The organism is Micromonospora pallida, assembly GCF_900090325.1.
Taxonomy (GTDB): Bacteria; Actinomycetota; Actinomycetes; order Mycobacteriales; family Micromonosporaceae; genus Micromonospora; species Micromonospora pallida.
Genome location: NZ_FMHW01000002.1, coordinates 4,279,636 through 4,305,188, shown reverse-complemented (window position 1 = coordinate 4,305,188; position 25,553 = coordinate 4,279,636). Strand labels below are relative to the sequence as shown.

At 73.1% G+C, this 25,553-nt stretch carries 25 protein-coding genes and 1 riboswitch; of the genes, 18 read left to right on the top strand and 7 right to left on the bottom strand.

What is annotated here, in order from left to right; genetic code table 11:
* The first annotated feature begins 10 nt into the window (after positions 1-10).
* Genes GA0074692_RS17585 through GA0074692_RS17570 form a run of 4 tightly spaced genes read left to right on the top strand, consistent with a single transcriptional unit; the run spans position 11 to position 4,479 of the window.
* A complete protein-coding gene (locus tag GA0074692_RS17585; protein ID WP_091646012.1) occupies positions 11-1,006 on the top strand; it encodes a LacI family DNA-binding transcriptional regulator in 996 nt (331 codons plus the stop codon).
* A 42-nt stretch (positions 1,007-1,048) separates the two neighbouring features.
* On the top strand, positions 1,049-2,299 hold the full coding sequence (locus GA0074692_RS17580; protein ID WP_091646010.1) for a sugar ABC transporter substrate-binding protein: 1,251 nt from the start codon (positions 1,049-1,051) through the stop codon (positions 2,297-2,299).
* Between the two features lie 34 nt (positions 2,300-2,333).
* Positions 2,334-3,578 carry a carbohydrate ABC transporter permease gene (locus GA0074692_RS17575; RefSeq protein ID WP_245730348.1) on the top strand — a complete coding sequence of 415 codons (1,245 nt, stop codon included), beginning with the start codon at positions 2,334-2,336 and terminating at the stop codon, positions 3,576-3,578.
* Between the two features lies 1 nt (position 3,579).
* Complete coding sequence (locus GA0074692_RS17570; protein WP_091646004.1) at positions 3,580-4,479, top strand: carbohydrate ABC transporter permease; 900 nt, start codon at positions 3,580-3,582, stop codon at positions 4,477-4,479.
* Positions 4,480-4,527: 48 nt separating this feature from the next.
* Here GA0074692_RS17570 and GA0074692_RS17565 read toward each other — a convergent pair whose 3' ends face one another.
* Together GA0074692_RS17565 and GA0074692_RS17560 are read right to left on the bottom strand one after the other, a co-directional pair.
* Entirely contained in the window at positions 4,528-4,905 is a 378-nt protein-coding gene (locus GA0074692_RS17565; RefSeq protein WP_091646002.1) for a VOC family protein, read from the bottom strand.
* Between the two features lie 114 nt (positions 4,906-5,019).
* Positions 5,020-5,598, bottom strand: a complete 579-nt coding sequence (locus GA0074692_RS17560) for a GNAT family N-acetyltransferase (protein ID WP_091646000.1) — start codon at positions 5,596-5,598, stop codon at positions 5,020-5,022.
* A gap of 35 nt (positions 5,599-5,633) precedes the next feature.
* On the opposite strand from GA0074692_RS17560, the gene GA0074692_RS17555 reads away from it, so the two are divergent.
* The gene (locus GA0074692_RS17555; protein WP_091645997.1) at positions 5,634-6,944 is read left to right on the top strand and encodes a glycosyltransferase family 87 protein; all 1,311 of its coding nucleotides are present in this window, start codon (positions 5,634-5,636) and stop codon (positions 6,942-6,944) included.
* Here the strand turns inward: GA0074692_RS17555 and GA0074692_RS17550 are convergent.
* Positions 6,840-7,394 (bottom strand): GNAT family N-acetyltransferase, encoded by a 555-nt coding sequence (locus tag GA0074692_RS17550; RefSeq protein ID WP_091645995.1) that lies wholly within the window; start codon positions 7,392-7,394, stop codon positions 6,840-6,842. The genes GA0074692_RS17555 and GA0074692_RS17550 overlap by 105 nt on opposite strands.
* A gap of 79 nt (positions 7,395-7,473) precedes the next feature.
* Between GA0074692_RS17550 and GA0074692_RS17545 the strand changes: the two genes are divergently transcribed.
* The 5 genes from GA0074692_RS17545 (at position 7,474) to GA0074692_RS17525 (ending at position 12,940) form a co-directional block, all read left to right on the top strand.
* Positions 7,474-8,703 carry a winged helix-turn-helix domain-containing protein gene (locus GA0074692_RS17545; RefSeq protein WP_091645992.1) on the top strand — a complete coding sequence of 410 codons (1,230 nt, stop codon included), beginning with the start codon at positions 7,474-7,476 and terminating at the stop codon, positions 8,701-8,703.
* Positions 8,693-9,280, top strand: a complete 588-nt coding sequence (locus tag GA0074692_RS17540; protein ID WP_091645990.1) for a DUF2752 domain-containing protein — start codon at positions 8,693-8,695, stop codon at positions 9,278-9,280. The genes GA0074692_RS17545 and GA0074692_RS17540 overlap by 11 nt, the downstream gene beginning before the upstream one ends.
* An 89-nt stretch (positions 9,281-9,369) precedes the next feature.
* Positions 9,370-10,113: an FAD-dependent thymidylate synthase gene (gene thyX / locus GA0074692_RS17535; RefSeq protein ID WP_091645988.1), complete on the top strand. Its 744-nt coding sequence runs from the start codon at positions 9,370-9,372 to the stop codon at positions 10,111-10,113.
* Positions 10,114-10,272: 159 nt separating this feature from the next.
* Positions 10,273-11,199, top strand: a complete 927-nt coding sequence (dapA, locus tag GA0074692_RS17530; protein WP_091645986.1) for a 4-hydroxy-tetrahydrodipicolinate synthase — start codon at positions 10,273-10,275, stop codon at positions 11,197-11,199.
* 52 nt (positions 11,200-11,251) lie between these two features.
* Positions 11,252-12,940: a ribonuclease J gene (locus tag GA0074692_RS17525; RefSeq protein WP_091645983.1), complete on the top strand. Its 1,689-nt coding sequence runs from the start codon at positions 11,252-11,254 to the stop codon at positions 12,938-12,940.
* A 78-nt stretch (positions 12,941-13,018) separates the two neighbouring features.
* Here the strand turns inward: GA0074692_RS17525 and GA0074692_RS36060 are convergent, their stop codons facing one another.
* Both GA0074692_RS36060 and GA0074692_RS17515 read right to left on the bottom strand, forming a co-directional pair.
* A complete protein-coding gene (locus tag GA0074692_RS36060; protein ID WP_245730346.1) occupies positions 13,019-14,812 on the bottom strand; it encodes a type III secretion system chaperone family protein in 1,794 nt (597 codons plus the stop codon).
* Entirely contained in the window at positions 14,809-15,279 is a 471-nt protein-coding gene (locus GA0074692_RS17515; protein ID WP_091645981.1) for a type III secretion system chaperone family protein, read from the bottom strand. The genes GA0074692_RS36060 and GA0074692_RS17515 overlap by 4 nt, the downstream gene beginning before the upstream one ends.
* Positions 15,280-15,421: 142 nt before the next feature.
* On the opposite strand from GA0074692_RS17515, the gene GA0074692_RS17510 reads away from it, so the two are divergent.
* Positions 15,422-17,902, top strand: coding sequence for a DNA translocase FtsK (locus tag GA0074692_RS17510; protein WP_091645978.1), 2,481 nt, complete (start codon positions 15,422-15,424; stop codon positions 17,900-17,902).
* A 245-nt stretch (positions 17,903-18,147) separates the two neighbouring features.
* On the opposite strand, the gene GA0074692_RS17505 is transcribed toward GA0074692_RS17510, so the two are convergent.
* Positions 18,148-18,390: a hypothetical protein gene (locus GA0074692_RS17505; protein ID WP_091645977.1), complete on the bottom strand. Its 243-nt coding sequence runs from the start codon at positions 18,388-18,390 to the stop codon at positions 18,148-18,150.
* Between the two features lie 114 nt (positions 18,391-18,504).
* Positions 18,505-18,819 carry a DMT family transporter gene (locus tag GA0074692_RS17500; RefSeq protein ID WP_091645975.1) on the bottom strand — a complete coding sequence of 105 codons (315 nt, stop codon included), beginning with the start codon at positions 18,817-18,819 and terminating at the stop codon, positions 18,505-18,507.
* A 61-nt stretch (positions 18,820-18,880) separates the two neighbouring features.
* Positions 18,881-18,948, bottom strand: a riboswitch (guanidine-III (ykkC-III) riboswitch).
* 107 nt (positions 18,949-19,055) lie between these two features.
* Here GA0074692_RS17500 and GA0074692_RS17495 point away from each other — a divergent pair.
* The 7 genes from GA0074692_RS17495 (at position 19,056) to pspM (ending at position 25,438) form a co-directional block, all read left to right on the top strand.
* Positions 19,056-19,982: an ornithine cyclodeaminase family protein gene (locus GA0074692_RS17495; RefSeq protein WP_091645973.1), complete on the top strand. Its 927-nt coding sequence runs from the start codon at positions 19,056-19,058 to the stop codon at positions 19,980-19,982.
* 197 nt (positions 19,983-20,179) lie between these two features.
* Entirely contained in the window at positions 20,180-21,673 is a 1,494-nt protein-coding gene (gene rimO, locus GA0074692_RS17490) for a 30S ribosomal protein S12 methylthiotransferase RimO (protein WP_091653644.1), read from the top strand.
* Between the two features lie 68 nt (positions 21,674-21,741).
* On the top strand, positions 21,742-22,323 hold the full coding sequence (gene pgsA, locus GA0074692_RS17485) for a CDP-diacylglycerol--glycerol-3-phosphate 3-phosphatidyltransferase (protein ID WP_091645971.1): 582 nt from the start codon (positions 21,742-21,744) through the stop codon (positions 22,321-22,323).
* A gap of 60 nt (positions 22,324-22,383) precedes the next feature.
* Positions 22,384-22,938 (top strand): CinA family protein, encoded by a 555-nt coding sequence (locus GA0074692_RS17480; RefSeq protein ID WP_091645969.1) that lies wholly within the window; start codon positions 22,384-22,386, stop codon positions 22,936-22,938.
* 158 nt (positions 22,939-23,096) lie between these two features.
* Positions 23,097-23,546: a helix-turn-helix domain-containing protein gene (locus GA0074692_RS17475; protein WP_091645967.1), complete on the top strand. Its 450-nt coding sequence runs from the start codon at positions 23,097-23,099 to the stop codon at positions 23,544-23,546.
* Positions 23,547-23,744: 198 nt separating this feature from the next.
* The gene (locus GA0074692_RS17470; RefSeq protein ID WP_091645964.1) at positions 23,745-24,626 is read left to right on the top strand and encodes a PspA/IM30 family protein; all 882 of its coding nucleotides are present in this window, start codon (positions 23,745-23,747) and stop codon (positions 24,624-24,626) included.
* 23 nt (positions 24,627-24,649) lie between these two features.
* The gene (pspM, locus tag GA0074692_RS17465) at positions 24,650-25,438 is read left to right on the top strand and encodes a phage shock envelope stress response protein PspM (protein ID WP_091645961.1); all 789 of its coding nucleotides are present in this window, start codon (positions 24,650-24,652) and stop codon (positions 25,436-25,438) included.
* Positions 25,439-25,553 lie beyond the last annotated feature (115 nt).

Genomic DNA, 25,553 nt, shown 5'->3' with positions numbered 1-25,553 from the left:
GAGGGATTTCGTGGCACAGAAGGTGACCATCGCGACGGTGGCCCGGCAGGCCGGGGTCAGCCGTCAGACGGTCTCCAACGTGCTCAACTCCCCGCACGTCGTGCGCGAGGAGACCCGCCAGCGGGTGCAGGAGGCGATCGACGCCCTCGGCTACCGGACCAACCAGGCCGCCCGGCAGATGCGGACCGGCCGGTCCCGGCTGATCGCCGTCCGCATCGAACCCACCCGGGACGGCATCAACGGCTCCGTGCTCGACCGCTTCCTGCACGGCCTCTCCGAGACCGCGGGCACCGCCGGCTACCGGGTGATGCTCTACACCGCCGCCGACGACACGCGGGAGATCCGGGAGTACGACGACCTGCTCGGCGCGTACGACCTCGATGCGTTCGTGCTCACCGGCACCAAGCGGGGCGACCCGCGTACCGCCTGGCTCACCGCCCGGGACGTGCCCTTCGTGACCTTCGGCCGCCCCTGGGACGACCCGACCGTCCACCCGTGGGTCGATGTGGACGGTGCCGACGGCACCGCCCAGGCCACCCGGCGGCTGCTCGCCCTCGGCCACCGGCGGATCGGCTTCGTCGGCTGGCCCGTCGGCTCCGGGGTGGGCGACGACCGGCGGCTCGGCTGGGAACACACCCTGCGGGCGGCCGGGGTCGACCCCACCGACCTGGACCGGCAGACCGAGGACGGCATCGGCGAGGGCGAGCGGGTCGCCCGTGACCTGCTCGACGCGCCCCAGCCGCCGACCGCCCTGGTCTGCGCCAGCGACTCGCTGGCCCTCGGTGCCCTCCAGGCCGTCCGCGCCGCCGACCCCGCCGTCCCGGTGATCGGATTCGACGACACCCCGGTGGCCGCTGCGGTCGGGCTGACCAGCGTCTGCCAGCCCCTGCACCAGGCCGCGGTGCGCTGCGTGGAACTGCTGACCGGCCGGCTCGGCGACACGCCCCGACAGACCCATCCCCAGGCGCTGCTGAAGCCCCGGCTGGTGCTCCGGCAGACCGCCTGACCAACCCCTTCCCCCGACCGCACCCCCACCAGGAGAGATGAGATGGCCCCTCGAACGATCCGCCGCGCGGCGGTGGCTGGCCTCGCCGCCGTCGCCCTGTTCGGCTCGGCTGCCTGCGGCAGCGGCTTCGACGACTCCGGCGACGAGGCCACCCAGTCCAGCGGACCGGCGAAGCTGGAGATCCTGATCGGCTCCTCCGGTGAGGCGGAGACCAAGGCGGTGCAGGAGGCCGCGGCGAAGTGGGCCAGCGAGTCCGGCAACACCGCCACGGTTACCCCCGCCCAGGACCTCACCCAGCAGCTCGGGCAGGCGCTCGCCGGCGGCAGTCCGCCGGACGTCTTCTACGTCGACGCCAGCCGCTTCGCCGACTACGCCAGCGTCGGCGCGCTCGAACCGTACGGCGACAAGATCAGCAACTCCGGCGACTTCTACGAGAGCCTGCGGCAGACGTTCACCTACGACGGCAAGTTCTACTGCGCGCCGAAGGACTTCTCCACCCTCGCCCTCCAGATCAACACCGACCTCTGGACGAAGGCCGGCCTCACCGACGCCGACGTCCCGACCACCTGGGACCAGCTCACCGCCACCGCCCGCAAGCTCAAGGCGGCCGGGCAGGTGCCGCTGGCGATCGCCGACACCCGGGACCGGCTCGGTGCCTTCATGGTCCAGGCCGGCGGCTGGCTGACCAGCGAGGACGGCAAGCAGGCCACCGGGGACACCCCGGAGAACGTGCAGGCCCTGACCTACGTCAAGACGCTGCTCGCCGAGGGGCTGGCCCGCTACCCGAAGCAGCTCGACGCCGGCTGGGGTGGCGAGGCGTTCGGCAAGGGCAAGGCAGTGATGACCATCGAGGGCAACTGGATCAAGGGTGCCCTCCAGAACGACTTCCCGAACGTCAAGTACAAGGTCGTCCCGCTGCCGGCCGGGCCGAAGGGGCAGGGCACCCTCTCCTTCACCAACTGCTGGGGCATCGCCGCGAAGAGCGCGCACAAGGAGCAGGCGATCAAGTTCGTCGAGGCGATGACCGCCGGCGAGCAGCAGATGACCTTCGCCAAGGCGTTCGGCGTGATGCCGTCCCGGCAGTCGGTCCGGGACCAGTACACCCAGCAGTTCCCGGCCGACAAGCCGTTCATCGACGGTGCCGAGTACGCCCAGGGGCCGGTGAACGCCCCCAAGATGGACAGCGTCCTGAAGGACCTGGACACCAGCCTGAACACCCTCGCCACGGGTGACCCGAAGGCGATCCTCGCCCGCTTCGACCAGAACGCCAAGGCGGCGCTCGGCGGCAGCTGAGGTGGTAGCAGGGGTCCCCTGTTACCGCATTTTGATGAGCAGGGGACCCCTGCTACCAGCACAACCCCTACCGCCGCACCAGCACAACGCGCACCAGCACAACGCGCACCGCACCGTCGCAACCACCGCCCCGGAGGGAGGAAAGATGGCGATCGACGCGCTGGCCGCGCCGGCCACCCCGTCGGCCACGCCGCCCGGCAGGCGGCGTCGCGGCGGCGTACGCGGCAACGAGAACCTGGCGGGCTGGATCTTCGTGGCCCCCGTCGTGGTGATCCTCGGGCTGTTCATGCTGCTGCCGATCCTGATGGCGTTCTGGGTGAGCCTGACCGGCTGGAACGGCCAGGGCAGCCCGTTCCAGTCCGGGGTGCCCTTCGTGGGCGCCGACAACTACACCCGGCTGTTCACCGAAGAGGGGCTGGCCCGCCGGGACTTCATGACCAGCATCCGGAACAACCTCTACTACGTGGCGATCGTGGTGCCGGCGCAGACCGTACTGGCGCTCGGCCTCGCCCTGATCGTGAACAACCGGATGCTGCGGGGCAGGGCGTTCTTCCGGTCGGCGTTCTACTTCCCCTCGGTCACCAGCTCGGTGGCGATCAGCGTGGTGTTCCTCTTCCTGTTCGCCAACTCGGGCGCCATCAACGCGCTGCTCGGCGCGTTCGGCATCGACGGGCCGCAGTGGTTCGCCGACGCCCGGGGGGTGCTGCACATCCTGCTCGGCACGGTCGGCGTCGACCAGCCACCGGCTGCCCTGACCAGCGGCGGTCCGTTCGGCCTGACCTGGTGGGACTGGCTCGCCGGCCCCAGCGTGGCGATGGTCTCGATCATCACGCTGGTGGTCTGGACCACCTCCGGCACGTTCATGCTGATGTACCTGGCCGCGTTGCAGAACGTGCCGGTGGCCCTGGAGGAGGCGAGCACCCTGGACGGGGCGAGCCGCTGGCAACGGTTCCGGTACGTCACCCTGCCGCTGCTCAGGCCGACCACGTTCCTGGTGGTCACCCTCGGTCTGATCGGCACCTGGCAGGTCTTCGACCAGGTGTACGTGATGAGCCAGGGCGACCCGGCCAAGACCACGCTCACCCCGGCCTACCTGTCGTACCGGACCGCGTTCCGGAACTTCGAGTACGGCTCCGGAGCGGCCATCTCGTTCGTCCTGTTCCTGATCATCATCGTGCTGACCCTCGGTCAGCGTTGGCTGATGCGGGACCGGGACCGGGACCGGGACCGGGCCGGGCGGCGGTCGTGGCGGCGTCGGCGCGTACCGGGAGGATCCTGACATGGCCCTGGTGACCGGACCGGCGGATGCTCCGCCGGCCCCCGCCGGCCCCGGCCGTCGTCCCGACGGCGCGCGCCGCCTGGCGACGACCTTCCTCGGGTACGCCATCCTGGTCTTCTTCGGGCTGGTGTTCCTCTACCCGTTCGTGATCCAGATCGCCAGCTCGTTGAAGACCGAGCCGGACGCGGCGGCGAACCCGCTCTCCCCGGTGCCCGACCCGGTCGACCTGAACGGATTCCAGCGGATCTTCGAGGGGACCGACTTTCCGCTCTGGATGGGCAACTCGGTGCTGGTCACCGTGCTGGTCACCATCGGCCGGGTGTTCTTCGCCTCGCTCGCCGGGTACGCCCTGGCCCGGCTGCGGTTCCGGGGCCGGGCCGGGCTGTTCGCGGCGGTCATCGCGATCATGGCGGTGCCCGGCGTGGTGCTGCTGATCCCGAAGTTCCTGGTGCTCAACCAGCTCGGCATGTACGACAGCTACGCCGCGCTGGTGGTGCCGCTGCTCGTCGACGCGGCCGGGGTCTTCATCATGAAGCAGTTCTTCGAGTCGATCCCGGTCAGCGTGGAGGAGGCGGCTCGCATCGACGGGGCCGGGGCGTTCCGGACCTTCTGGTCCGTGGTGCTGCCGATGGCGAAGCCGGCCCTGATCACGGTGACCATCCTCTCCTTCCAGGGCTCCTGGAACGAGTTTCCGCACAGCCTGGTCGCCGTGCAGGACCCGGCCCTGTTCACCCTGCCCCGGGGGCTGGCCGACCTGGTCAGCGGATCGCTCGGCTCGGGCACCCAGTACCCGCTCAAGCTGGGCGCGGCGCTGCTGGCCACCATCCCGGTGGCGATCATCTTCGTGGTCTTCCAGCGCTACTTCGTCCGGGACGCCAACGACGGCGCGGACAAGGGCTGAGCAGCGGTGGTGGTTCCCGCCCGTGGGTGGGAACCACCACCGGACGGGCTACTGCTCGATGACCGACATGATGTTGCCGGCCGGGTCGGTGAACCAGGCGATCGTGGGCCCGTTGCCGCGCATGACCCCCTTGTCGTCCTGCGGCAGCCCCGGGTAGCGGGCGAGCCGCACCCCCTTCGCGGTCAGCTCGTCGACCGCCCGGTCCACGTCGTCGACCGGGAAGTTGAGCACCGTGAAGGTGGCCGGGACGTGGTCCGGCTTGGGGTAGACCAGGACGTCCCGGTCTCCGGCGAGGTGCAGCGTCAGCAGCCCGCCCGCGCCCCCGGTCTGCGACACCCGCAGGCCGAGGGTGTGCTCGTAGAACTCGCGGGCGCGGTCGGTGTCGTCGACCGAGAACCCACTGAACGCTTTCGTGTCCCTGAACATGTCGTCTCCGTTCCGCCGTGCTCCGCCGTACAGGTGCTTAACGGCGCCGGGAGCGTCCCGACGTCGTACGCGTGACGGGCACGTCCCGGGCGGCGTACCCGGCGCGGTGACCCGTCAACCCTGCGCCGGCTCCGTCGGCACCGCCACGTGCAGGCGGAGCTGGGGGACGAGCATGTCGTCGACGTCCAGCGCCCGTGCCGCCCCGTCCGGCTCCCAGCCGGTGCCGGTGAGGAACTTCCGGGTCGCCGCGTCCCCGTCGAAGGCCCAGGCCACCGCCCGGGTGAAGCCGTCGGTCCGCCAGTGGTCGACCGCTGCCGCGAGCAGCCGGCTACCGTGCCCGCGTCGGCCCCAGCGCGGCTCGACCAGCAGGTCGGTCACGGCCGCGACCTCCGCGCCGAGCGACTCGGCCGGCTCCTCCGGCGCGAGGGCCTCCGCGTCGGCCGGACCGGACGCGGTGAACCCCACCAGATACGATGACTCGGCCTGCTCGACGGCGACCAGCACCCGGTGGGCGGGCGACGGCGGCTCCTGCACCGCCGCGGTCCACTGTCGGGCGAGGTACCCCTCGTCCAGGTTGTCCAGCACGTGCCGTGGCAGGATTCGCCGGTAGGCGACCCGCCAGGTCGCGAGTTGAATGCGTGCGATCTCGCCGGCGTCCTCCGGACGCGCCGGGCGGACGTAGCCCAGAGCCATGGGACGAAAGCCTACGCAGGGCGAGGGAGGCGACGGTGCCCCAGGGGGCCAGACGGACGCTCGGGCAGGTCGGCTTGGTCGTCGTGCTCGCCGCGGTGGTGGCGTGGTTCCTCTCCGTAGCAGCCGAACGGCACGGCTTCTTCGACCTCGAGGTGTACCACGGGGCGCTGACGTACTGGGTGCACGACGGCGGCGAGATCTACGACTACCTCAAGCCCCGCAGCAAGTACGGCTTCACGTACCCGCCGTTCGCTGCCCTGGTCATGCTGCCGATGGCGTACCTGTCCTGGCATGTGGCGATCCTGGTCAGCGTGACGCTGAGCGTGCTCGCCAGCGCCGTGGTGATCTGGTGGCTGCTCGACCCGGTCGCGGTCCGGGCCGGATGGACCCGCTGGTTCACCCTGGCCGTGGCGCTCTGCCTGGCCGCCGCCTTCGAGCCGATGCGGGAGACGGTCAACTTCGGCCAGGTCAACATGCTGCTGCTCTTCCTGGTCGCGGTGGACCTGCTCTGGCTCGCCCCGCGCGGCAGCCGCTGGCTTGGCGTGGGCATCGGCCTGGCCACCGCGATCAAGCTGACCCCCGGCATCTTCCTGGTCTACCTGCTGGTCACCGGGCGCTGGCGGGCGGCGGCCACCGCGACGGCCGTGGCCGGCGGGGCGACCCTGCTGGCCGCCGCGCTCTTCCCGGACGCCTCCCGCGAGTACTGGACCCAGGCGTTCTGGAACACCGACCGGGTCGGCGAGCTGGCGTTCATCTCCAACCAGTCGTTGCAGGGCGTGGTGGCCCGGCTGGACCCGGGGCACCCCAGCACCCTGCTCTGGCTGCTGCTGGTCGCCGGCACCGTGCTGGTCTGGGCCCGCCGGAGCCGGGCGGCGGTGGCTGCCGGCGACGAGCCGACCGGCTTCGCCCTGACCGGCGTGGTGATGTGCCTGGTCAGCCCGGTGACCTGGGTGCACCACCTGGTCTGGCTGATCCCGGCGCTGATCCTGCTGGTCGACAACGCGATGGCCGCGCCGGCCGGCGGTCGTCGCCGCCGTGGCCTGCTCGCCTTCGCCGCCGTCGCCTACCTCGTGCTGATCAGCCGGCTGGTCTGGCACTGGGAGCGCGGCTTCGACGGCGTGGACGGCTTCGTGTTCAGCAACTTCTACGTCTGGATCAGCCTCGCGCTCCTGCTGGCCCTGCCGATCCGCCGGCCCGCACCGACCCCGACGCCCGACTCGACGGCCAGCCCGACGGCCGACTCAGTCGCCGTCGACCCGGCCGACGTACCGCAGCTCGGCAAGGGCGAGCGGGGCGCGTCCACCGGACAGCGGCACCGGATAGGTCGACTCCTCGCCGTCCGGTGACAACCCGGCCCGCGTGTAGAACCGGTGGGCCCGCGCGTTGTCGGCGAGCACCCAGACCCGGTACGTCGTCCACCCCCGGTCGGCCAACCCGGCCCGGGCCGCCGTGAGCAGCGCGCCCGCCGTCCCGTCTCCCCAGCAGGCGGGGTCGACGTACAGCCCGACGACCTCGCCGCGGGTCTCGTCCAGCTCCGCCCGGCTCTGGTTGATCCGGTACGGACCGAAGGTGGCGAATCCGGTCACCCGCCCCTCGGCCTCGGCGACGAGCGTGGTGAACGGGTTCGCCGGGTCGGCGGTGGCCATGTCCCGTCGCCGTTGCGCCCAGGCGACGACGTTGAGCCGGTCCAGCACCTCCGCCGGCATGATCCCGGCGTAGCCGGCCTGCCAACTGCGTACGTGTACGTGGGCGACCGCCTCGGCGTCGCCGGGTTCCTCCCGACGGATGGTGAGCATCTGACAGTTCTATGCCGTGCCGGGTGTCGAGTCGAGGCCTTTCGGTGCGTGTCGTACGGCTCGGTTAGGGTGCCCGGCGATGGTCGCACCGGAATCGCTCTCCCTCGCCCAGGCCCGGCGGGTGGCGCTGGCCGCCCAGGGCTTCGCCGACCCCACGCCCACCGGCGTGCCCACCCGGCGGCACCTGCGTCGGGTGCTCGACCGGGTCGGGCTGATCCAGATGGACTCGGTCAACGTCCTGCAACGGGCGCACTACCTGCCGCTCTACAGCCGGCTCGGGCCGTACCCGACCGAGCTGCTCGACCGGGCCGCCTACCGGGCACCACGGGACCTCGTCGAGTACTGGGGGCACGAGGCGTCCCTGGTGCCGGTGACCCTGCACCCGGTGCTGCGCTGGCGGATGGCCCTGGCCGAGGAGAAGGCCTGGGGCGGCATGCGGCGGATCGTGCGGGAGCAGCCGGAGCTGGTCGCCTGGGTCCGGGACGAGGTCGCCGCCCGGGGGCCGCTCACCGCCGCCGAGATCGAGCACGACGCGCCCCGGGAGACCGGCAACTGGGGGTGGAACTGGTCGGTGGTGAAGCAGGCCCTGGAGTACCTCTTCTGGGCCGGCGAGGTCACCGCTGCCGACCGCACGAACGGTTTCGCCCGCCGGTACGACCTGCCCGAGCGGGTGCTCCCCGCCGAGGTGCTCGCCGCGCCGACCCCCACCGACGCGGAGGCCCACCGCACGCTGGTCGCGGCCGCGGCCCGCTGCCTCGGGGTGGCCGCGGAGCCGGAGCTGCGCGACTACTTCCGGCAGCCGGCGGGCGCCGTCCGGCAGGCGGTGGCCGAGCTGGTCGAGGCGGGGGAGCTGACCCCGGTCGCCGTCCAGGGCTGGCGACAGCCGGCGTACCTGCACGCACAGGCCCGGCTGCCCCGGTGGATCCGGACGAACACCCTGGTCAGCCCCTTCGACCCGGTGGTGTGGGAGCGGGCCCGCGCCGAGCGGCTGTTCGGCTTCACCTACCGCATCGAGATCTACGTGCCCGCGCCGAAGCGGGTGTACGGCTACTACGTGTTGCCCTTCCTCCAGGGGGACCGGTTCACCGCCCGGGTCGACCTGAAGGCCGACCGGAAGGCGAAGGTGCTGCTGGTGCCGGCGGCCTGGGCCGAACCCGGTATCGACGTCGGTGAGACCGCGCTCGCCCTCGCCGCCGAGCTGTACCGGCTGGCCGGCTGGCTCGGGCTCGACGCGGTGGCCCCGCCGGCCGGCGGGGATCTGGCCGGGCCGCTCGCCGCCGCGCTGGCCGGCACCGCCGGTGTACCGTGAGCACGTGACGAGCGTTGACGGACCGGCCGCCCAGCCGGCCCCGCCGAGCCCACCGACCACCCCACCCCCGCCCGGGCCTGACGGGCACCCGTACCCGCACTGGCCGGCGGGTGCGGTCCAGGTCGCCGAGCCGGACCGGTTCACCCGCTTCGTGGTCGGTCTCTACGACCGCGCGCCCCGCTGGGCGGTGCCGCTGGCCGCCCTCGGCTGCGTCGGCGCCGGCGTGGCGTACGCCCTGATCAGCGACCCGACCCGGGCCGCGCCCGACGCCCTGCCCAGCTGTCTGCTGAAGCTCACCACCGGGCTGGACTGTCCGGGCTGCGGCGGCACCCGCGCACTGTGGTACGTGCTCCACGCCGACCTGCCGGCCGCCGCCCGGCACCACTTCCTCTTCGTCTTCGCCGTGCCCTTCCTGGCGTACCTCTTCGTCGCCTGGGGGACGAAGCAGGCGTTCGGCTGGAAGCTGCCGGAGCTGCGGATCAGCCCGAAGATGATCGGTGGTTTCCTGGCCGCCTGGCTGTTCTTCTCGGTGGCCCGGAACCTGCCCTGGGCGCCGTTCACCTCGCTCTACGTCTGACCGCCCGGCGACGAACCCGCAGGTACCGCGCCGGTGGGCCGGGTTCAGCCGGGCCGGCGCGGGCCGCTACAGTCCGAGGAATGCCGGAGATGGTGCAACCCCAGGTCAAGCTCGTCGCGTGGACCAACTTCGAGGCCCCCGACGACGTGCCGTGGTCGACCGACGCCGACGGCGGCCAGGCCCTCGCCGAGTTCGCCGGCCGGGCCTGCTACCAGAGTTGGGGCAAGCCGAACCCGGCCACCGCCACCAACGCCGGCTACCTGGCGCACATCCTCGAGGTCGGCCACCTGTCGGTGCTCGAGCACGGCTCGGTGAGCTTCTACTTCTCCGGGGTCTCCCGGTCCTTCACCCACGAGCTGGTCCGGCACCGCCACTTCTCGTACTCCCAGCTCTCCCAGCGGTACGTGCCGGAGCGGGACGCGGCGATGGTCGCGCCCCGGGCGATCGCCGAGGACCCGGAGCTGCACAAGCGCTTCGTCGAGGCAGCCGAGGCCAGTGTGCGGGCGTACAACGAACTGCTGGCCGGGCTCGAACAGCGCTTCGTCGACGAGCCCAACCCGACGCTGCGCCGCAAGCAGGCCCGGCAGGCGGCCCGGGCGGTGCTGCCGAACGCCACCGAGACCCGCATCGTGGTGACCGGCAACTACCGGGCGTGGCGGCACTTCGTGGCGATGCGCGCCACCGAGCACGCCGACGTGGAGATCCGCGAGCTGGCCGTGGAGTGCCTGCGGCAGCTCCAGCGGGTCGCGCCGAACGTTTTCGGTGACTTCGTCATCTCGGCCCTGCCCGACGGCACCGAGGTAGCCACGAGCCCGTACGCCGAGCGTTCCTGAGCCCGTACGCGCAGCGTTCCTGAGCCCGTACGCCGAGCATCGCGGCCCGGCGTACGGCAGGGCGGCTTCCCCCGGTCGGTCGGCGCCGGTGTCCGTCCACCGGGCGTCGCCGAGCCCTTCCCCGCCGGTGGCGCCCGGGCCGGTTGCTAGGTTGTCAGCATGAACCACGACCACCCTGCGGCCACCGAGCGGACGCGGTCGCGTCCCTTCGGACGGCTGCTCACCGCCATGGTGACGCCGTTCACCTCCGACGGCTCGCTCGACCTCGACGGCGCCGCCCGGCTCGCGAGTCACCTGGTCGACGCCGAGGGCAACGACGCGCTGGTGGTCAACGGCACCACCGGTGAGTCGCCGACCACCACGGACTCGGAGAAGGAGCGCCTGATCCGGGCCGTCGTCGAGGCGGTCGGTGACCGGGCCCAGGTGGTCGCCGGGGTCGGCACCAACGACACCCGGCACACCATCGAACTGGCCGCCGCCGCGGAGAAGGCCGGGGCCAACGGGCTGCTCGTGGTGACGCCGTACTACAACAAGCCGCCGCAGGCCGGGGTGCTGCGCCACTTCACCGCAGTGGCGGACGCCACCGGTCTGCCGGTGATGCTCTACGACATTCCGCACCGGTCCGGGGTGGCCATCGCCACCGACACCCTGGTGCGCCTCGCCGAGCACGGCCGGATCGTGGCGCTCAAGGACGCCAAGGGCGACCTGACCGCCACGAGCTGGGTGACCAGCCGGTGTGACCTGGCGGTCTACAGCGGCGAGGACTCGCTCACCCTGCCGGCCCTGGCCATCGGCGGGGTCGGCGTGGTCGGCACCTCCACCCACTTCACGGGTGCCCTGACCAAGCAGATGATCGAGCGGTACGACGCCGGTGACATCGGCGGCGCCCTCGCGCTGCACCACCGGCTGCTGCCGCTGTTCACCGGGATCTTCCGCACCCAGGGCACGATCCTGGTCAAGGCGGGCCTGGAGGCGTCGGGGTTGCCGGCCGGGCCGGTCCGCCCGCCGCTGGTGGACGCGACCGCCGACGAGATCGCCCAGCTCCGCGCCGACTGCACGGCGGCGGGCCTGGACCTACCCTGTTGACACGACGATACGGCGGGCGCCGCGTGCCGGCCCCGCAGAATGAGGTGGCCGCGTGACCGACGCGCACATCGAGGCGGACCTTCCCCCGCCGCTTCCGGAGGGGGGTCTGCGGATCATCCCGCTCGGCGGGCTCGGCGCCATCGGGCGGAACATGACCGTCTTCGAGTACGACGGCAAGCTGCTCGTCGTCGACTGCGGCGTGCTCTTCCCGGATGTGGAGCAGCCCGGCGTCGACCTGATCCTTCCCGACTTCGCCCCTATCCTGGACCGGCTCGACGACGTCCAGGCGATCGTGCTCACCCACGGGCACGAGGACCACATCGGCGCGGTGCCGTACCTGCTCGCCCACAAGCAGGACATCCCGCTGGTCGGCTCGCAGTTCACCCTCGGCCTGGTCGAGGCGAAGCTCGCCGAGCGGCGGATCGAGCCGTACACGCTGACCGTGCGGGAGGGCGGCCGGGAGCGGCTCGGCCCGTTCGAGTGCGAGTTCTTCGCGGTCAACCACTCCATCCCGGACGCGCTCGCGGTGGCCATCCGCACCCCGGCCGGGCTGGTGCTGCACACCGGTGACTTCAAGATGGACCAGCTCCCGCTGGACGGCCGGATCACCGACCTGGCCGGCTTCGCCCGGCTCGGCGCCGAGGGAGTGGACCTGCTCCTCTCCGACTCCACCAACGCCGAGATCCCCGGTTTCGTCACGCCGGAACGGGAGATCGGCCCGGTCCTCGACTCGATCTTCGCCAAGGCGAAGGGCCGGATCATCGTCGCCTCGTTCGCCTCGCACGTGCACCGGGTTCAGCAGGTGCTCGACTCGGCCGCCGAGCACGACCGCAAGGTCGCCCTGATCGGCCGGTCCATGGTCCGCAACATGGGCATCGCCCGGGATCTCGGCCTGCTCAACATCCCGGCCGGCCTGGTGGTCGGGCTGGACGAGGCGACCGCCCTGCCCCCGGAGCGGATCGTGCTGATGTCCACCGGCTCGCAGGGCGAGCCGATGAGCGCGCTCGGCCGGATGGCCAGTGGCGACCACCGGCACATCACCATCGCCCCCGGGGACACCGTGGTGCTGGCCAGCTCGCTGGTGCCGGGGAACGAGACCTCGGTGTACCGGGTGATCAACCGGCTCGCCCGAGCCGGGGCGACCGTGATCCACAAGGATGTCGCCAAGGTGCACGTCTCCGGCCACGCGCCCGCCGGTGAGCTGCTCTACCTGCTCAACGTGGTCCGCCCCAGCAACCTGATGCCGGTGCACGGCGAGTGGCGGCACCTGCGCGCGCACGCCCGGCTGGGCATCGAGTCCGGCGTCGCCCCCGACCGGGTGGTGCTCTGCGAGGACGGCGACGTGGTCGACCTGGTCGACGGCCGCGCCAGCCTGGTCGGGCACGTCAAGAGCCGGTACGTCTACGTCGACGGGCTCGCCGTCGGGGACGTCGGCGAGTCGCTGCTGACCGAGCGGCGCATCCTCGGCGACGGCGGCTTCATCGCCTGCACGGTGGTGGTCGACTCGGTCACCGGCAAGGTGGTCGGCGGCCCGACCGTCTCGGCCAAGGGCTTCTCCGAGGACCCGGCGGCCTTCAACGCGGTCGTTCCGCTGGTCACCGAGGTGCTCAACCGGGCCGCGACCGACGGGATCACCGACCCGCACCAACTCCAGCAGATCGTCCGACGCACCGTCGGCCGCTGGGTCAACGACGCGTACCGGCGTCGGCCGATGATCGTCCCGACCGTGGTCGAGGTCTGACCGCTCCGCAGTTCTGACCGGATGGTCCGGCGCGCCGCCGGACCATCCGGGGTCACATGCGCCCGGCAGGTGCCCCGCTCAGGGCAGGGCGGCCACCGCGTCGGCGTACGCGGTCCCGGTGCTGACCGCTGCCTCGACCAGCACCTCCACCTGCACCGGCGCGATTCCGTGCGCCAGGTCGGTGGTGACCTCCCCGGCCAGGACCAGCTCACCGCCGGACACCTCGTGCACGTACGCCTTGGGGAGCAGCCGGTCGCGGTTCCAGGTGTTGACGAACTCGTACGCCTCGGCGCGCCGGGCGACCGGCAGCCGGCGGTTCGCGAGCACCCGGGTGTGCAGGATCTCGGCCCGCTGACCGACCCGCTCGAACCGGATCTCCGCCGCACCCCAGCGACCGACCACCCGCCCGGCCGGGTCGACGACGCACCGGTCACCCCGACGGCGCAACGCGGCGACGACCATGTCCACGCTCAACGGGGCCGGCACGTCGGCCGGGCCATCGTCGGCCGGGCCAGCGCCGACCGAGCCCTCGTCGGCCGGGCCAGCGCCGACCGAACCGTCGTCGCTTGGCGGAGAGCCGGCCGGGTTCGCGGTGGCCGGCGGGGAAGCGGACGACCGCGTACCGGCCGGGCCCGCCGCCGGCTTGGTCGCGGCGTCGAGCGGAGCAGCGGGAGCGCCGTCCCCGGCCACCGGCTCGACGGGCAGCGGTGGCGGCGCGGTGGTCAGCGGCCGCTCGGCCAGCCGGGCGGCGACCCGGCCGGACTGGTGTCCGGTGCCGTTGCGGGCGTCGAACCGTCCGGCGAGGTCGGTGGCGGCGGCGAGTAGTTCCGCGCCGAGGGCCGCCAGGCGTGGCCCCTCGCCCGGCGGGGACACCCGGATCAGCCCGAACGCCTCGGCAAGCGGGGTCGCGTGGTCCAGGCCGAGCGTCAACCCCGACCTCCCGACGAACCCGGCGGGGTCGGCCGGCCCGGCCGGATGGCCCAGGCCCGCCTCGGCAGCGATTCGGCAGAGCAGGGCGCCGGCGGCTGCCAACTCCATCGCGTACCGCTCGTCCACCGGCCCGGTCAGTCGGGGCAACTGCTCGACTAGGATCTCCAGCCCGCGTGCCGGGTGTCCGCCGAGCGCGCAGAACAGCAGGTGCGCCGGCAGGTGCCCGAAGGCGCCCCACTCCCGCCGGTGCCGCCGGTAGGCGCGTACGTGCGCCCGGCCCGCGTCGTCGTACCGCCCCAGCCGCAGGTACGGCAGGAGCAGCGCGGCCAGCGCGGCCTCCGGCTGGTCGGTGCAGTCGCCGGGGTCGACGGTCACCGGTTCCAGCAGCCGCACCGCCTCGGTCCACCGGCCCCAGCCGGTGAGCAGCTCGGCCTGGCGGACCGCCACGCAGCCGGCGCAGTCCGGGCCCGGACCGGCGGCCTGCCACCGGGTGAACCACTCTCGGGCGGCCGGCTCGTCCCCCAGGTGGTCGGCGAGCCGGCAGCGCAGCTCGGCGACCGTGCCCGGCGCCGTCCCGGCCAGCCGGTCGGCGAGGTCGTCCAGCAGGGCGCGGGCCTGGTCCAACCCGACCCGGGGGCTGCCGGACACCGCCTCGACGGTGGCCCGCCCGCCCCACAGCAGCGCCGCGGCGTCGTCGGCGTCGAACAGGGCGGGCTGCCGGTCCACGGCGGCGAGACAACGGTGCAGGGGTTCGGCCAGCCGCCACCGTTCGCCCCGGTACTGGTACGTCTCGATCAGCGCGAGCCGGGCGTCCACGCCGAGCCGGACGTCCCCGGCCGCGTCCGCGTGCGCGGCGATCCGTTCCAGCTCGGCCACCTTCGCCTCGTCGTCCGGCAGGTCCCGGGCTGCGGCGAGGGACTCCCGCCCGGCGGCCCCGCTCACGCCCGGGCCCCGTCGGTCAGTTCCGTGACGGCGGCGGCCAGCCGGCAGCCGGCGGTGATCCCCCGGTCGAGGAGCTGGTCGAGCTGGTGCGGGCTGACCCCCCGTTCCAGGTCGGTGATGACCTCGCCGCAGATCCGGGCCCGCCCGTCGTCGTCGACCTCGACAAACGCCTTCGGCCAGTACCGTCCGTGGTTCCAGTCGTTGCAGAAGACCCGCAGTTCCGGCACGTGCTCGATCGGGAACAGCGGCGCGGTGACCGTCCGTACCTGAAGCACCTCGCCGGACCCGCCCAGCCGGCGGAACCAGATCAGGCTCTCTCCCCAGCGGCCGACGAGGTGGCCGGCGGCGTCCGGCCGGCAGGCGTACCCCCGGGTGTTCAGCACCGCCGCGACCAGTTCCCCGGTCAGCGGCCGAAGGGCGTCCGGGTGTCCGCCCAACGGGCCGTCCTCGAACTCCGGCGGCACCATCCCGGCACCCCTTTCTGAGGTTCCTGAGGCGTACTGAGGTTTCTGAGGCAAATATCACGACCGAGTGCCGAAAGCGTGCTACGACGCACGGACACGACGGTAAAAGCGGCGAATCCCCGGGTCGCGCCGTTACCGTGACTCTATGGCGGGCCGTACCTCTCAGGCGAGCCGGCGACGCGGCGCGTCGCCGCGCGGTACCACGAACAGTCGTGCCCGCCAGCCGGCCAAGAAGACCCGTGCGTCCACCCGGAGCCGCCGCCCGGCGGCCCGCCCCGCGCCGGCCGCCTACCTGGGTCGTGCGTTCACCAGCGTCTGGATGGGACTCGCGCACGGTGTCGGGTGGACGGTCCGGGCCGCGGGCCGGCAGGCCGCCACCGCCCGCGAGGTCGGCCCGGAGCACCGGCGCGACGGTGCCGGCCTGCTCCTGTTCGGGCTCGCGATCCTCAGTGCGGTGGCGATCTGGTTCTCCGGGGCGGGGCCGGTCGGGGCCCGGCTGGCGGACACCGTCCGACTCTTCCTCGGCGCGATCTCCATCGTCGTGCCGGTGCTGCTGGGCATCGGCGCGTGGCGGATGATGCGCGAGCCGGCCGACCCGGCGCACCGGGGGCGTGGCCTGGTCGGCTGGGGTTCCATGATCATCGCCTTCGCCGCGGTGCTGCACATCGGACAGAACCCGGTCGACCAGGTCCAGCGCGACTACGCCGGTGGCCTGGTCGGCGCCGGTGTCGGCGGGCTGCTGGAGCGGGCGGTCACCGCCTGGGTGGCCGTACCGCTGCTGCTCCTGCTGCTGGTCTTCGGCCTGCTGGTGGTCACCGCGACTCCGATCAACAAGATCCCCGAGCGGCTCGGCCTGCTCACCGGTGGGGTGCTCGGCGTGCCGCCGGCCCCGGCCGAGGAGGAGGCCGAGGCGGCGGAGGCGGTCGAGAAGCCGGCCCGCCGCCGCCCGGCCCGCAAGGCCGCGCCGCCGCCCGAGCCGCTCGACCCGGTCAGGGAAGACGAGGGGTACGCCGACGACGTCGACCTCCAGGAAACCCTGCTGCTGCCCCGCAAGCCCGCGCCCCGGGTGCCCGCCGCCCGGCGTCGGTCCGAGCCACCGGAGCACTCCACGCCCCCCACCCGGGCCGAGCAGCTCGCGCTCACCGGGCTGGCCGGGGACTACACCCTGCCCCCGGCCAACCTGCTCAGCGCCGGCGCGGCGCCGAAGACCCGGAGCAAGGCCAACGACGAGGTGATCGCCGCGCTGACCGGGGTGTTCGACCAGTTCGGGGTGGACGCCGAGGTCACCGGCTTCACCCGGGGGCCGACGGTCACCCGGTACGAGGTCGAGCTGGGCCCCGGGGTCAAGGTCGAAAGGATCACCCAGCTCTCCCGCAACATCGCGTACGCGGTGAAGTCCCCGGACGTCCGGATCCTCAGCCCGATCCCGGGCAAGAGCGCGGTCGGGGTGGAGATCCCGAACACCGACCCGGAGAACGTGTCCCTCGGTGACGTGCTGCGCTCCCGGGTGGCCACCAGCGACCACCACCCGATGGTGGTCGGCCTCGGCAAGGACATCGAGGGTGGCTACGTGGTGGCCAACCTCGCGAAGATGCCGCACATTCTCGTGGCCGGAGCGACCGGGGCCGGGAAATCGAGCTGCCTCAACACCTTGCTGGTGTCGATCCTGACCCGGGCCACCCCGGACGAGGTGCGGCTGCTGCTGATCGACCCGAAGCGGGTCGAGATGACCAGCTACGAGGGCATCCCGCACCTGGTCACCCCGATCGTGACCAACGCGAAGAAGGCCGCCGACTCGCTGGAGTGGGTGGTCCGCGAGATGGACATGCGCTACGACGACCTCGCCGCCAACGGGGTCCGGCACATCGACGACTTCAACCGCAAGGTGCGCAACGGCGAGATCAAGGCCCCGCCGGGCAGCGAACGGGAGATGAAGCCGTACCCGTACCTGCTGGTGATCGTGGACGAGCTGGCCGACCTGATGATGGTCGCCCCGCGCGACGTGGAGGACTCGGTCGTCCGGATCACCCAGCTCGCCCGGGCCGCCGGTATCCACCTGGTGCTGGCCACCCAGCGCCCGTCGGTCGACGTGGTGACCGGTCTGATCAAGGCAAACGTGCCGTCCCGGCTGGCCTTCGCCACCTCGTCCCTCGCGGACTCGCGGGTCATCCTCGACCAGCCGGGCGCGGAGAAGCTGCTCGGCCGGGGCGACGGGCTCTTCCTGCCGATGGGCGCGTCGAAGCCGGTCCGGATCCAGGGCGCGTGGGTCACCGAACGCGAGATCGCCGACGTGGTCAAGTTCTGCAAGGACCAGCGCGAGCCGGAGTTCCGCCCGGACGTGCTCACCCCGGCGCAGGACAGTAAGAAGAAGATCGACGAGGAGATCGGTGACGACCTCGACCTGCTGGTGCAGGCGATCGAACTGGTGGTGACCTCGCAGTTCGGCTCCACCTCGATGCTCCAACGCAAGCTGCGGGTCGGCTTCGCCAAGGCGGGCCGGCTGATGGACCTGATGGAGACCCGGGGCATCGTCGGGCCGTCCGAGGGCTCCAAGGCCCGCGACGTGCTGGTCAAGCCGGACGAACTGGAGGAGGCCCTGGCCGCCCTGCGGGGCACCGAGGACTGATCCGGAGCCCACCCCGCCCGCCCTACTCGCCCCGCCCTCTCGCCCTCGCCCTCTCGGTACCTCCACGCCTGGGTTGGTTGCAGGGGACCCCTCCTCGGCAAAAAGCGGTAGGAGGGGTCCCCTGCAACCACCCGAACCCCACCCCAGCAGCCGAAGCGGGGGCGGCGAGGGTGTTCGGGTTCGGTACGTGCGAGGGCCCGCCGGAGACCGGCGGGCCGATGGGTACGAACGGGTGCGCGGGAAGCTCAGTTGAGCAGGGCGGCGACGAGCAGCCCGCCGAGGACCGCGCCGACCGCGCTGGCGACGGCCGCGTACCAGCCGAGCGGCTTGTCGCCGAGCACCGCGCCGACGATGCCGAGCACCACGCCGGCCACCCCGAACAGCAGCGGCGAGATGAAGACCGCGAGCACGGCGAAGACGAACGCCAGGATCGTGCAGATCCGGGCGGCGTTGCTGCGCGGGCGGGCGGTGCTGTGCATGTTCGCCATCTCGTCCTCCGGGTACGAAAGTTGTCGTCGACCCGTATCTACCCATTCGACCCGGGCACTACGCGTGCCGGTGACGCGGCACCTACCCACCGTCGCGGTGGGCCGGGACCGGGTTCAGTGGAACACCTTGAGCCCCACCACACCCGCCACCACCAGCAGCAGGGCGGCCAGCCGAGGCAGGCTGGCCGACTCGCCGAGTGCCAGGATGCCGACGGTCGCCGTGCCGACCGCGCCGATGCCCACCCAGACGGCGTAGCCGGTGCCGACCGGGATCTCGCGGAGCGCGTACGCCAGACCGGCCATGCTCAGCACCATCGTCACCGCGAAGACCGCCGTCGGGACGGGTCGGCTGAAACCGGCGCTCCGGTCGAGCGCGACCGCCCACGCCGTCTCCAACAGCCCGGAGACCACCAACACGAGCCAGGCCATGAGTCACCCCTGTACGCAGGCGTCCGGGACCGGCCCGGACGAGTTGAGGACCAACCACTGTCCGGGGGCGTCTTCGCGTGACCGGGTACGCCCACCACTCGTCCGGGACACCCGGCTCGGGGTGCCGGGGCCGACGGTAGCACCGGTGCGGCGGGCGAGGATCGGGGCCGACCGGGCTCGGTGATCGAAACCACGGGGTTGACCTGAAGTTACCTTCATGTTCAAGGATGGGCCGCATGACTCTGCTCTTCACCGACCGGGAGGTGGTCGCCGTCCTCGATGGGCCCGGCACGGTCGACGCCATGCGCGCCGCCCTGCTGGCCGCGTACGAGGGACGGCTGGTCGCCCCGCCCCGGGCGTCCGCCCCGCTGGGTGGGGGCCGGATGGTGCTCACCGCCGGCCACCTCACCGGCGAGTGGTACGGCTTCCGCTCGTACGACACCTTCGGCCACCCGGAGGCGGAGCAGCTCGTCGTCCTGCACGATGGCCGTACCGGCGCGGTCCGGGCGGTGGCCGTGGGCGCGGAACTGGGTTCGCGGCGAACCGGGGGACTGGGCGGAGTGGCGGTGGACGCGCTGGCCCGCCCGGACGCGACGACCCTCGGCGTGGTCGGGGCGGGTGGGCAGGCGTGGACCCAGGTCTGGGCCGCTGCGGCGGTCCGCCGGCTGCGCGAGGTCACCGTGTACTGCCGTACCCCGGCGGGCCGGGAACGGTTCGCCGCGCGGGTCCGGGCCGAGCTGGGCGTGCCGGCCCGCGCCGTGGCCAGCGCCGCCGAGGCGGTACGCGACCGGGACGTCGTGGTGCTCGCCACCACCAGCCCGACCCCGGTGCTCGACGCCCGGGACCTCGCCCCGGGCACCCACGTCAACAGCGTCGGCTTCAAGCAGCACGGACGCGCCGAGTTCGGCACCGACCTGCTCGACGTCGCCGACGTGCTGGTCACCGACTCGCCCGCCCAGGCCGACGCGTACGACCCGCCGATGCTGGCCGCGCTGCCGCCGTACGCCGGGCGGCTGGCCGACCTGGGCGCGGTGCTGTCCGGCGCGGGGGCCGGCCGGACCGGCCGGGACGAGGTCAGCGTCTTCTGTTCGGTCGGCCTGAGCGGCACCGAGGTCTTCCTCCTCGACCGGCTCGTCCAACTCGCCGCCACCGTGGCGGCCTGACCCGACGGCCGTGCGGGCCCCGGCGGGCTGCGCCGGGGTCGGTGGCGGTGACGGGCGTCGGTGGACGGACCCGCCCCGCCCGGTACCCTCGGGTGGTGTCTGCCACCGCCCCTATCGACAACTCCAGCTCGGCGCGTCTGACGCCGCGCCCCGACCTGGAGCAGTCGATCGACAAATCCAGCTCGGCGCGTCCCGACCTGGAGCAGTCGCCCCCCGCTGATGGTCGCCGGGTCGCCCTGCTGACCCTGGGCTGTGCCCGCAACGAGGTCGACTCGGAGGAGTTGGCCGCCCGCCTGCACGCCGACGGCTGGCAGGTGACCACCGACGGCGAGGGCGCCGACGTGGTGGTGGTCAACACCTGCGGCTTCGTGGAGAAGGCCAAGCAGGACTCCATTCAGACCCTGCTGGCCGCCGCCGACACCGGCGCCCGGGTCGTCGCGGCCGGCTGCATGGCCGAGCGGTACGGGCGGGAGCTGGCCGACAGCCTCCCCGAGGCGCAGGCCGTGCTCAGCTTCGACGACTACCCGGACATCTCCGACCGGCTGACCGCCGTGCTCAACGGCGAGTCGGTCGCCGCGCACACCCCGCGTGACCGGCGCGAACTGCTGCCGCTGACCCCGGTGGCCCGGCGGGACAGCGCGGTGTCGCTGCCCGGGCACGCCACCCCGGCCCGCCCGGCAACCCCGGAGGTCGACGCGCACACCCCGGCACACCTGCGCCCGGTGCTGCGCCGCCGGCTCGACACCGGCCCGGTCGCCTCGCTCAAGCTGGCCAGCGGCTGCGACCGGCGCTGCGCGTTCTGCGCGATCCCCGCCTTCCGGGGCGCCTTCGTCTCGCGTACCCCGGACGAACTGCTCGCCGAGGCCGAGTGGCTGGCCAAGACCGGCGTCCGGGAACTGGTGCTGGTCAGCGAGAACTCGACCTCCTACGGCAAGGACCTGGGCGACCCGCGGGCGCTGGAGAAGCTGCTGCCGCAGTTGGCCGCGATCGACGGCATCGTCCGGGTACGGGCCAGCTACCTCCAGCCCGCCGAGACCCGGCCCGGCCTGGTCGAGGCGATCGCCACCACCCCGGGCGTGGCCCCGTACTTCGACCTGTCGTTCCAGCACTCCAGCGAGCCGGTGCTGCGCCGCATGCGGCGCTTCGGCTCCACCGACCGTTTCCTGGAGTTGCTCGCCAGCGCCCGCGCGCTGGCCCCGGAGGCGGGCGCCCGGAGCAACTTCATCGTCGGTTTCCCCGGCGAGACCCGGGCCGACGTCGACGAGCTGGTGCGGTTCCTCACCGCCGCCCGACTCGACGCGATCGGCGTGTTCGACTACAGCGACGAGGACGGCACGGAGGCCGCCGACCTGCCCGGCAAGGTCTCCGCCGCCACGGTCAAGCGCCGGTACGACAAGCTCAGCGCCCTCGCCGACGAACTCTGTTCGCAGCGCGCCGAGGAGCGGCTCGGCTCGACCGTAGAGGTGCTGGTCGACTCGGTCGACGACGGCGTGGTCGAGGGCCGGGCAGCCCACCAGGCCCCCGAGGTGGACGGCTCCACCACGCTGGTCGCCCCGTCCGGTGGCGGGGTCGATCTCACCGCGCTGCGTCCGGGCGATCTGGTCCGGGCGACGGTTACCTCCACCGAAGGGGTAGACCTGATCGCGGTTCCGGATGAGATGATCTCGGCGGCGCCCGGCGCGGCACGGTGACGGCGGGCCCTGACGGAGCGGGGGAGCCAGGTGGTGCGGTACCGCGAACGGCGGATCGGGGTGTCGACATGACCGGGACGGCTGACCCGACGCCGGTGGCCCCGGTGCCGGTGCTCAACGCCGCCAACGCGTTGACCGCGCTGCGGCTGCTGCTGGTGCCGGTCTTCATGGTGCTGGTGGTCGTCTCGGAGATGACGCACGTCGACTGGCGGATAGCGGCCTGCCTGGTCTTCGCCCTCGCCTCGGCGACCGACTTCGTCGACGGCTGGATCGCGCGCCGGTTCGCGCTGGTCACCTCGGTCGGCAAGGTCGCCGACCCGATCGCCGACAAGGCGCTCACCGGAGCCGCGCTGCTGCTGCTCTCCTGGTACGACGTGCTGCCCTGGTGGGTGACCCTGGTGATCCTCACCCGGGAGCTGGGGGTGACCCTGATCCGGTTCTGGGTGATCCGGCACGGGGTGATCGCCGCCAGCCGGGGCGGCAAGGCCAAGACCGCGCTGCAGATCATCGCCATCGTCTGGTACCTCTGGCCGGTGCCGGAAAGCGTGGCCGTCGTCGGCCCGTGGATCATGGCCGCCGCGGTGGCGGTAACGGTGCTCACCGGCTTCGACTATGTCGCCCGCGCGGTGCGGCTGCGTACCGCGCGGTGAATCCTCCCCGGTAGCCCACGGCGCGGTTGACCTGGGCGAACGGTGGGAAGGAGGGCAGGCATGGTGGTTCACGGCGACGAGACGACGAGGCCGGACGACGCGGACGACCGGTCGCCGACCAACCCGGCCGCCGGGGTCGTGCACCGGCTCTCCGAGCGCGGGGAGACGCTCGCCTCGGTGGAGTCGCTGACCGGCGGATCACTGGCCGCCTCGATCGTCGAGATCGCCGGCGTGAGCGGGATATTCCGGGGCGGGCTGGTGGTGTACGCGACGGAGCTGAAGGCACAGCTCGCCGGCGTACCAGTGGGGCTGCTCGCCGAGCGCGGACCGGTCGACCCGGACGTGGCGGTCGCGCTCGCCGAGGGCGGGCGGCGGAGCTGCGCCGCGGACTGGGGGGTGGCGACCACCGGCGTGGCCGGCCCGGAGCCACAGGACGGCAAACCGGTGGGCCTGGTCTTCGTCGCGGTCGCCGGACCGAACGGAACGGCGGTGCGGGAACTCCATCTCGACGGCGGTCGCGACCACATCCGTTCGACCACGGTCGTCGAGGCGTTGTGGCTGCTCACCGAGCGGATCGCCGCCGCCGGGAAAGCCGCCGCGGAGGCCCCCTGCTGACCGCCGCCGGTCCGGAGTGCGGGCGGGGTGGTATGTCGCGGAGGCCCACAGCGGGTACGGTTGCGGGAAGGCTCCGACGGTACGGTTTCGGTGTCGGGACGGCTCACCGCGCCCGGCATGATCCGGTCGCCGGGCAGAGGTCCCGTCAAGGAGGTGCGATGGTCCTGCTACGCCGGGTGATCGGTGACGCACTGCGGGCACGCCGGCAGGGGCAGCACCGCACCCTGCGCGAGGTCTCCTCGGCCGCGAACGTCAGCCTGGGCTACCTCTCCGAGATCGAACGCGGCCAGAAGGAGCCCTCCAGCGAGCTGCTCGCGGCCATCTGCGACGCGCTCGGCGCCCGCCTCTCCGAGGTGCTCCGCGACGTCAGCGACACCGTGGCGCTGGCCGAGCAGATGCCGGGCGTGCTGGTGCCGGTTGCCGACCAGCCGGCCGAGCCGGTGGCCCGACCGGCGGTCCGCAAGGTCGCCCCGCAGGGGGTCCGGCAGGTCACCGCCGACGGTTCGGTCTCGGTGGCCGTCCGGCAGGACTCGCCGCTCAAGGCCACGCTGCGCACTGCCCGGGTCCGCCCGACCGAGCGGGACCGGGACGTGGTCTGCGCCGCCTGACCGCCTCCCGCGCGGCCGGTCGCTCCGTGGTCGACCCTGGCACCGGCCGCGTAGGGTTGATCAGCAGGTGATCCGGTCAGCGCCAGGACCGCACCGGTTGCGACCGGCTGCGACGATGGAAACGCCGCCGGCGTGCCGGGCGGTCCGTCCGGCACAGGTCACCGGGCGCAGCGACGCGACTGAGGGGATACCGCGGAGATGGCGAACTCGTTCGTCAAGGGTTGGAAGTACCTGATGGCGCTCTTCGGTAGCAAGATCGACGAGCATGCCGATCCGAAGGTGCAGATCCAGCAGGCCATTGACGAGGCCCAGCGCCAGCATCAGGCGCTGGTGCAGCAGGCCGCGGCGGTGATCGGCAACCAGCGTCAGCTCGAGATGAAGCTCTCCCGGCAGATGTCCGAGGTCGAGCGTCTCCAGGGGATGGCTCGTCAGGCCCTCGTCCTGGCCGACCAGGCGCGGGCCAAGGGCGACGAGGCGGAGGCGACGCGGTACGAGCAGTCCGCGCAGACTCTCGCCACCCAGCTCGTCTCCGCCGAGCAGGCCGCCGAGGACCTCAAGACCCTGCACGACCAGGCTATCGGCGCGGCGGCCCAGGCCCGGCGCGCGGTGGAGAACAACTCGATGATCCTCCAGCAGAAGCTGGCCGAGCGCACCAAGCTGCTCAGCCAGCTCGAACAGGCCAAGATGCAGGAGAGCGTGGCCCGTTCGCTGGAGTCGATGTCCGCCCTCACCGCACCCGCCAACACGCCCAGCCTGGACGAGGTGCGCGACCGGATCGAGCGGCGGTACGCCAACGCGATGGGCCGCGCCGAGCTGGCCGGCAACTCGGTCGAGGGCCGGATGCTGGAGATCCAGAAGTCCGCCCTCGACTCGGCCGGGTCGTCCCGGCTGGAGCAGATCCGCGCCAGCATGGCCGGCGAGCAGCTCGCCGGCCGGCAGCAGCGGCCCGGCGTCCAGCCGGCCGCACCGGTCGCGTCGCCCACCCCGGCGGCCGACCCGGCCGCCGCCGCCCGGCTCGACGAGCTCCGGGCCAGCATGGGCCGCGACCGGAGCACCGGGGACACCAGCGCCGCCAGCTGAGCGGCCCGGTCGAGGAGGTACGGGTGGCAGCAGACGAGCGAGCGCAGTACTTCCGGCGGCTGCGCCGGTTGCGTCGGTCCGCCCGACGGTGGAGTGTCACGGCCGGTGGGCTCGGTGGCGCGGCAGCGATCCTCACCCCGTACGCGGGGCTCGGTCTGCCCGACGCGGCCTGGGCCGGCGCGGCGGGCAGCGCCCTGGTGCTGGCCGCCTGGCGCTGGGTCGACCTGCGCGCCCACGCGGCGCGACCGGCCCCGCCCCCACTGGACCCGGCCGAGGCCGCCGCCCGCTCCCGGGCCCGGCTGGTCGCCGCCGTGGAACGCCTGCCCGCCGGCCCCGGCGTGCTCGCCGAGGTACGCCGGGCCCGCTCCCGGATGGCGCTGCGCGGCACCGCCGCCGCCGAACCCTGGGCCCGGCTGGACCGGGCCGCGTTGACCCTCGCCGGGATGGCCGGCCGACTAACCGGGCTGGCCGACCCGGCGGTGCTCGAGGCGGCGGCAGCCGACCGTTCCCTGCGTGACCTGGCCGAACGGGTGGCGAGCGTGGAACGGGCGATGCGCCTCGCCCCGTCGCCGGCCCGCGAGTCGCTGGCCGGGACCCACGCGGTTCTGGTCGGGCAGTTGCACGATGGAGTGTCCGCGTACGAGCGGCTGGTCGTCGCGGCGGCCGGCTACGTCGCCGAGGACGCCCGCCCCGGCGCCGGGAACCCGGCCGCGTCCCGGCTGACCGAGGCGACCGACCTGCTGCACGGGGTGGCCTCGGCCCTGGCCGAACTGCGCGCGGTCGGCGACCCGCACCAGGCACCCAGCCACTGATCCCTCCGCCGCGCCCGCCCCCGCCCGGGGTGGCGCTCGTTTTCGCCGATGTCGGGGTGTCGCCCGCCTGGTGACCCCCGATATCGGCGAACTGGAGTCGACCAAGGCGGAGGCG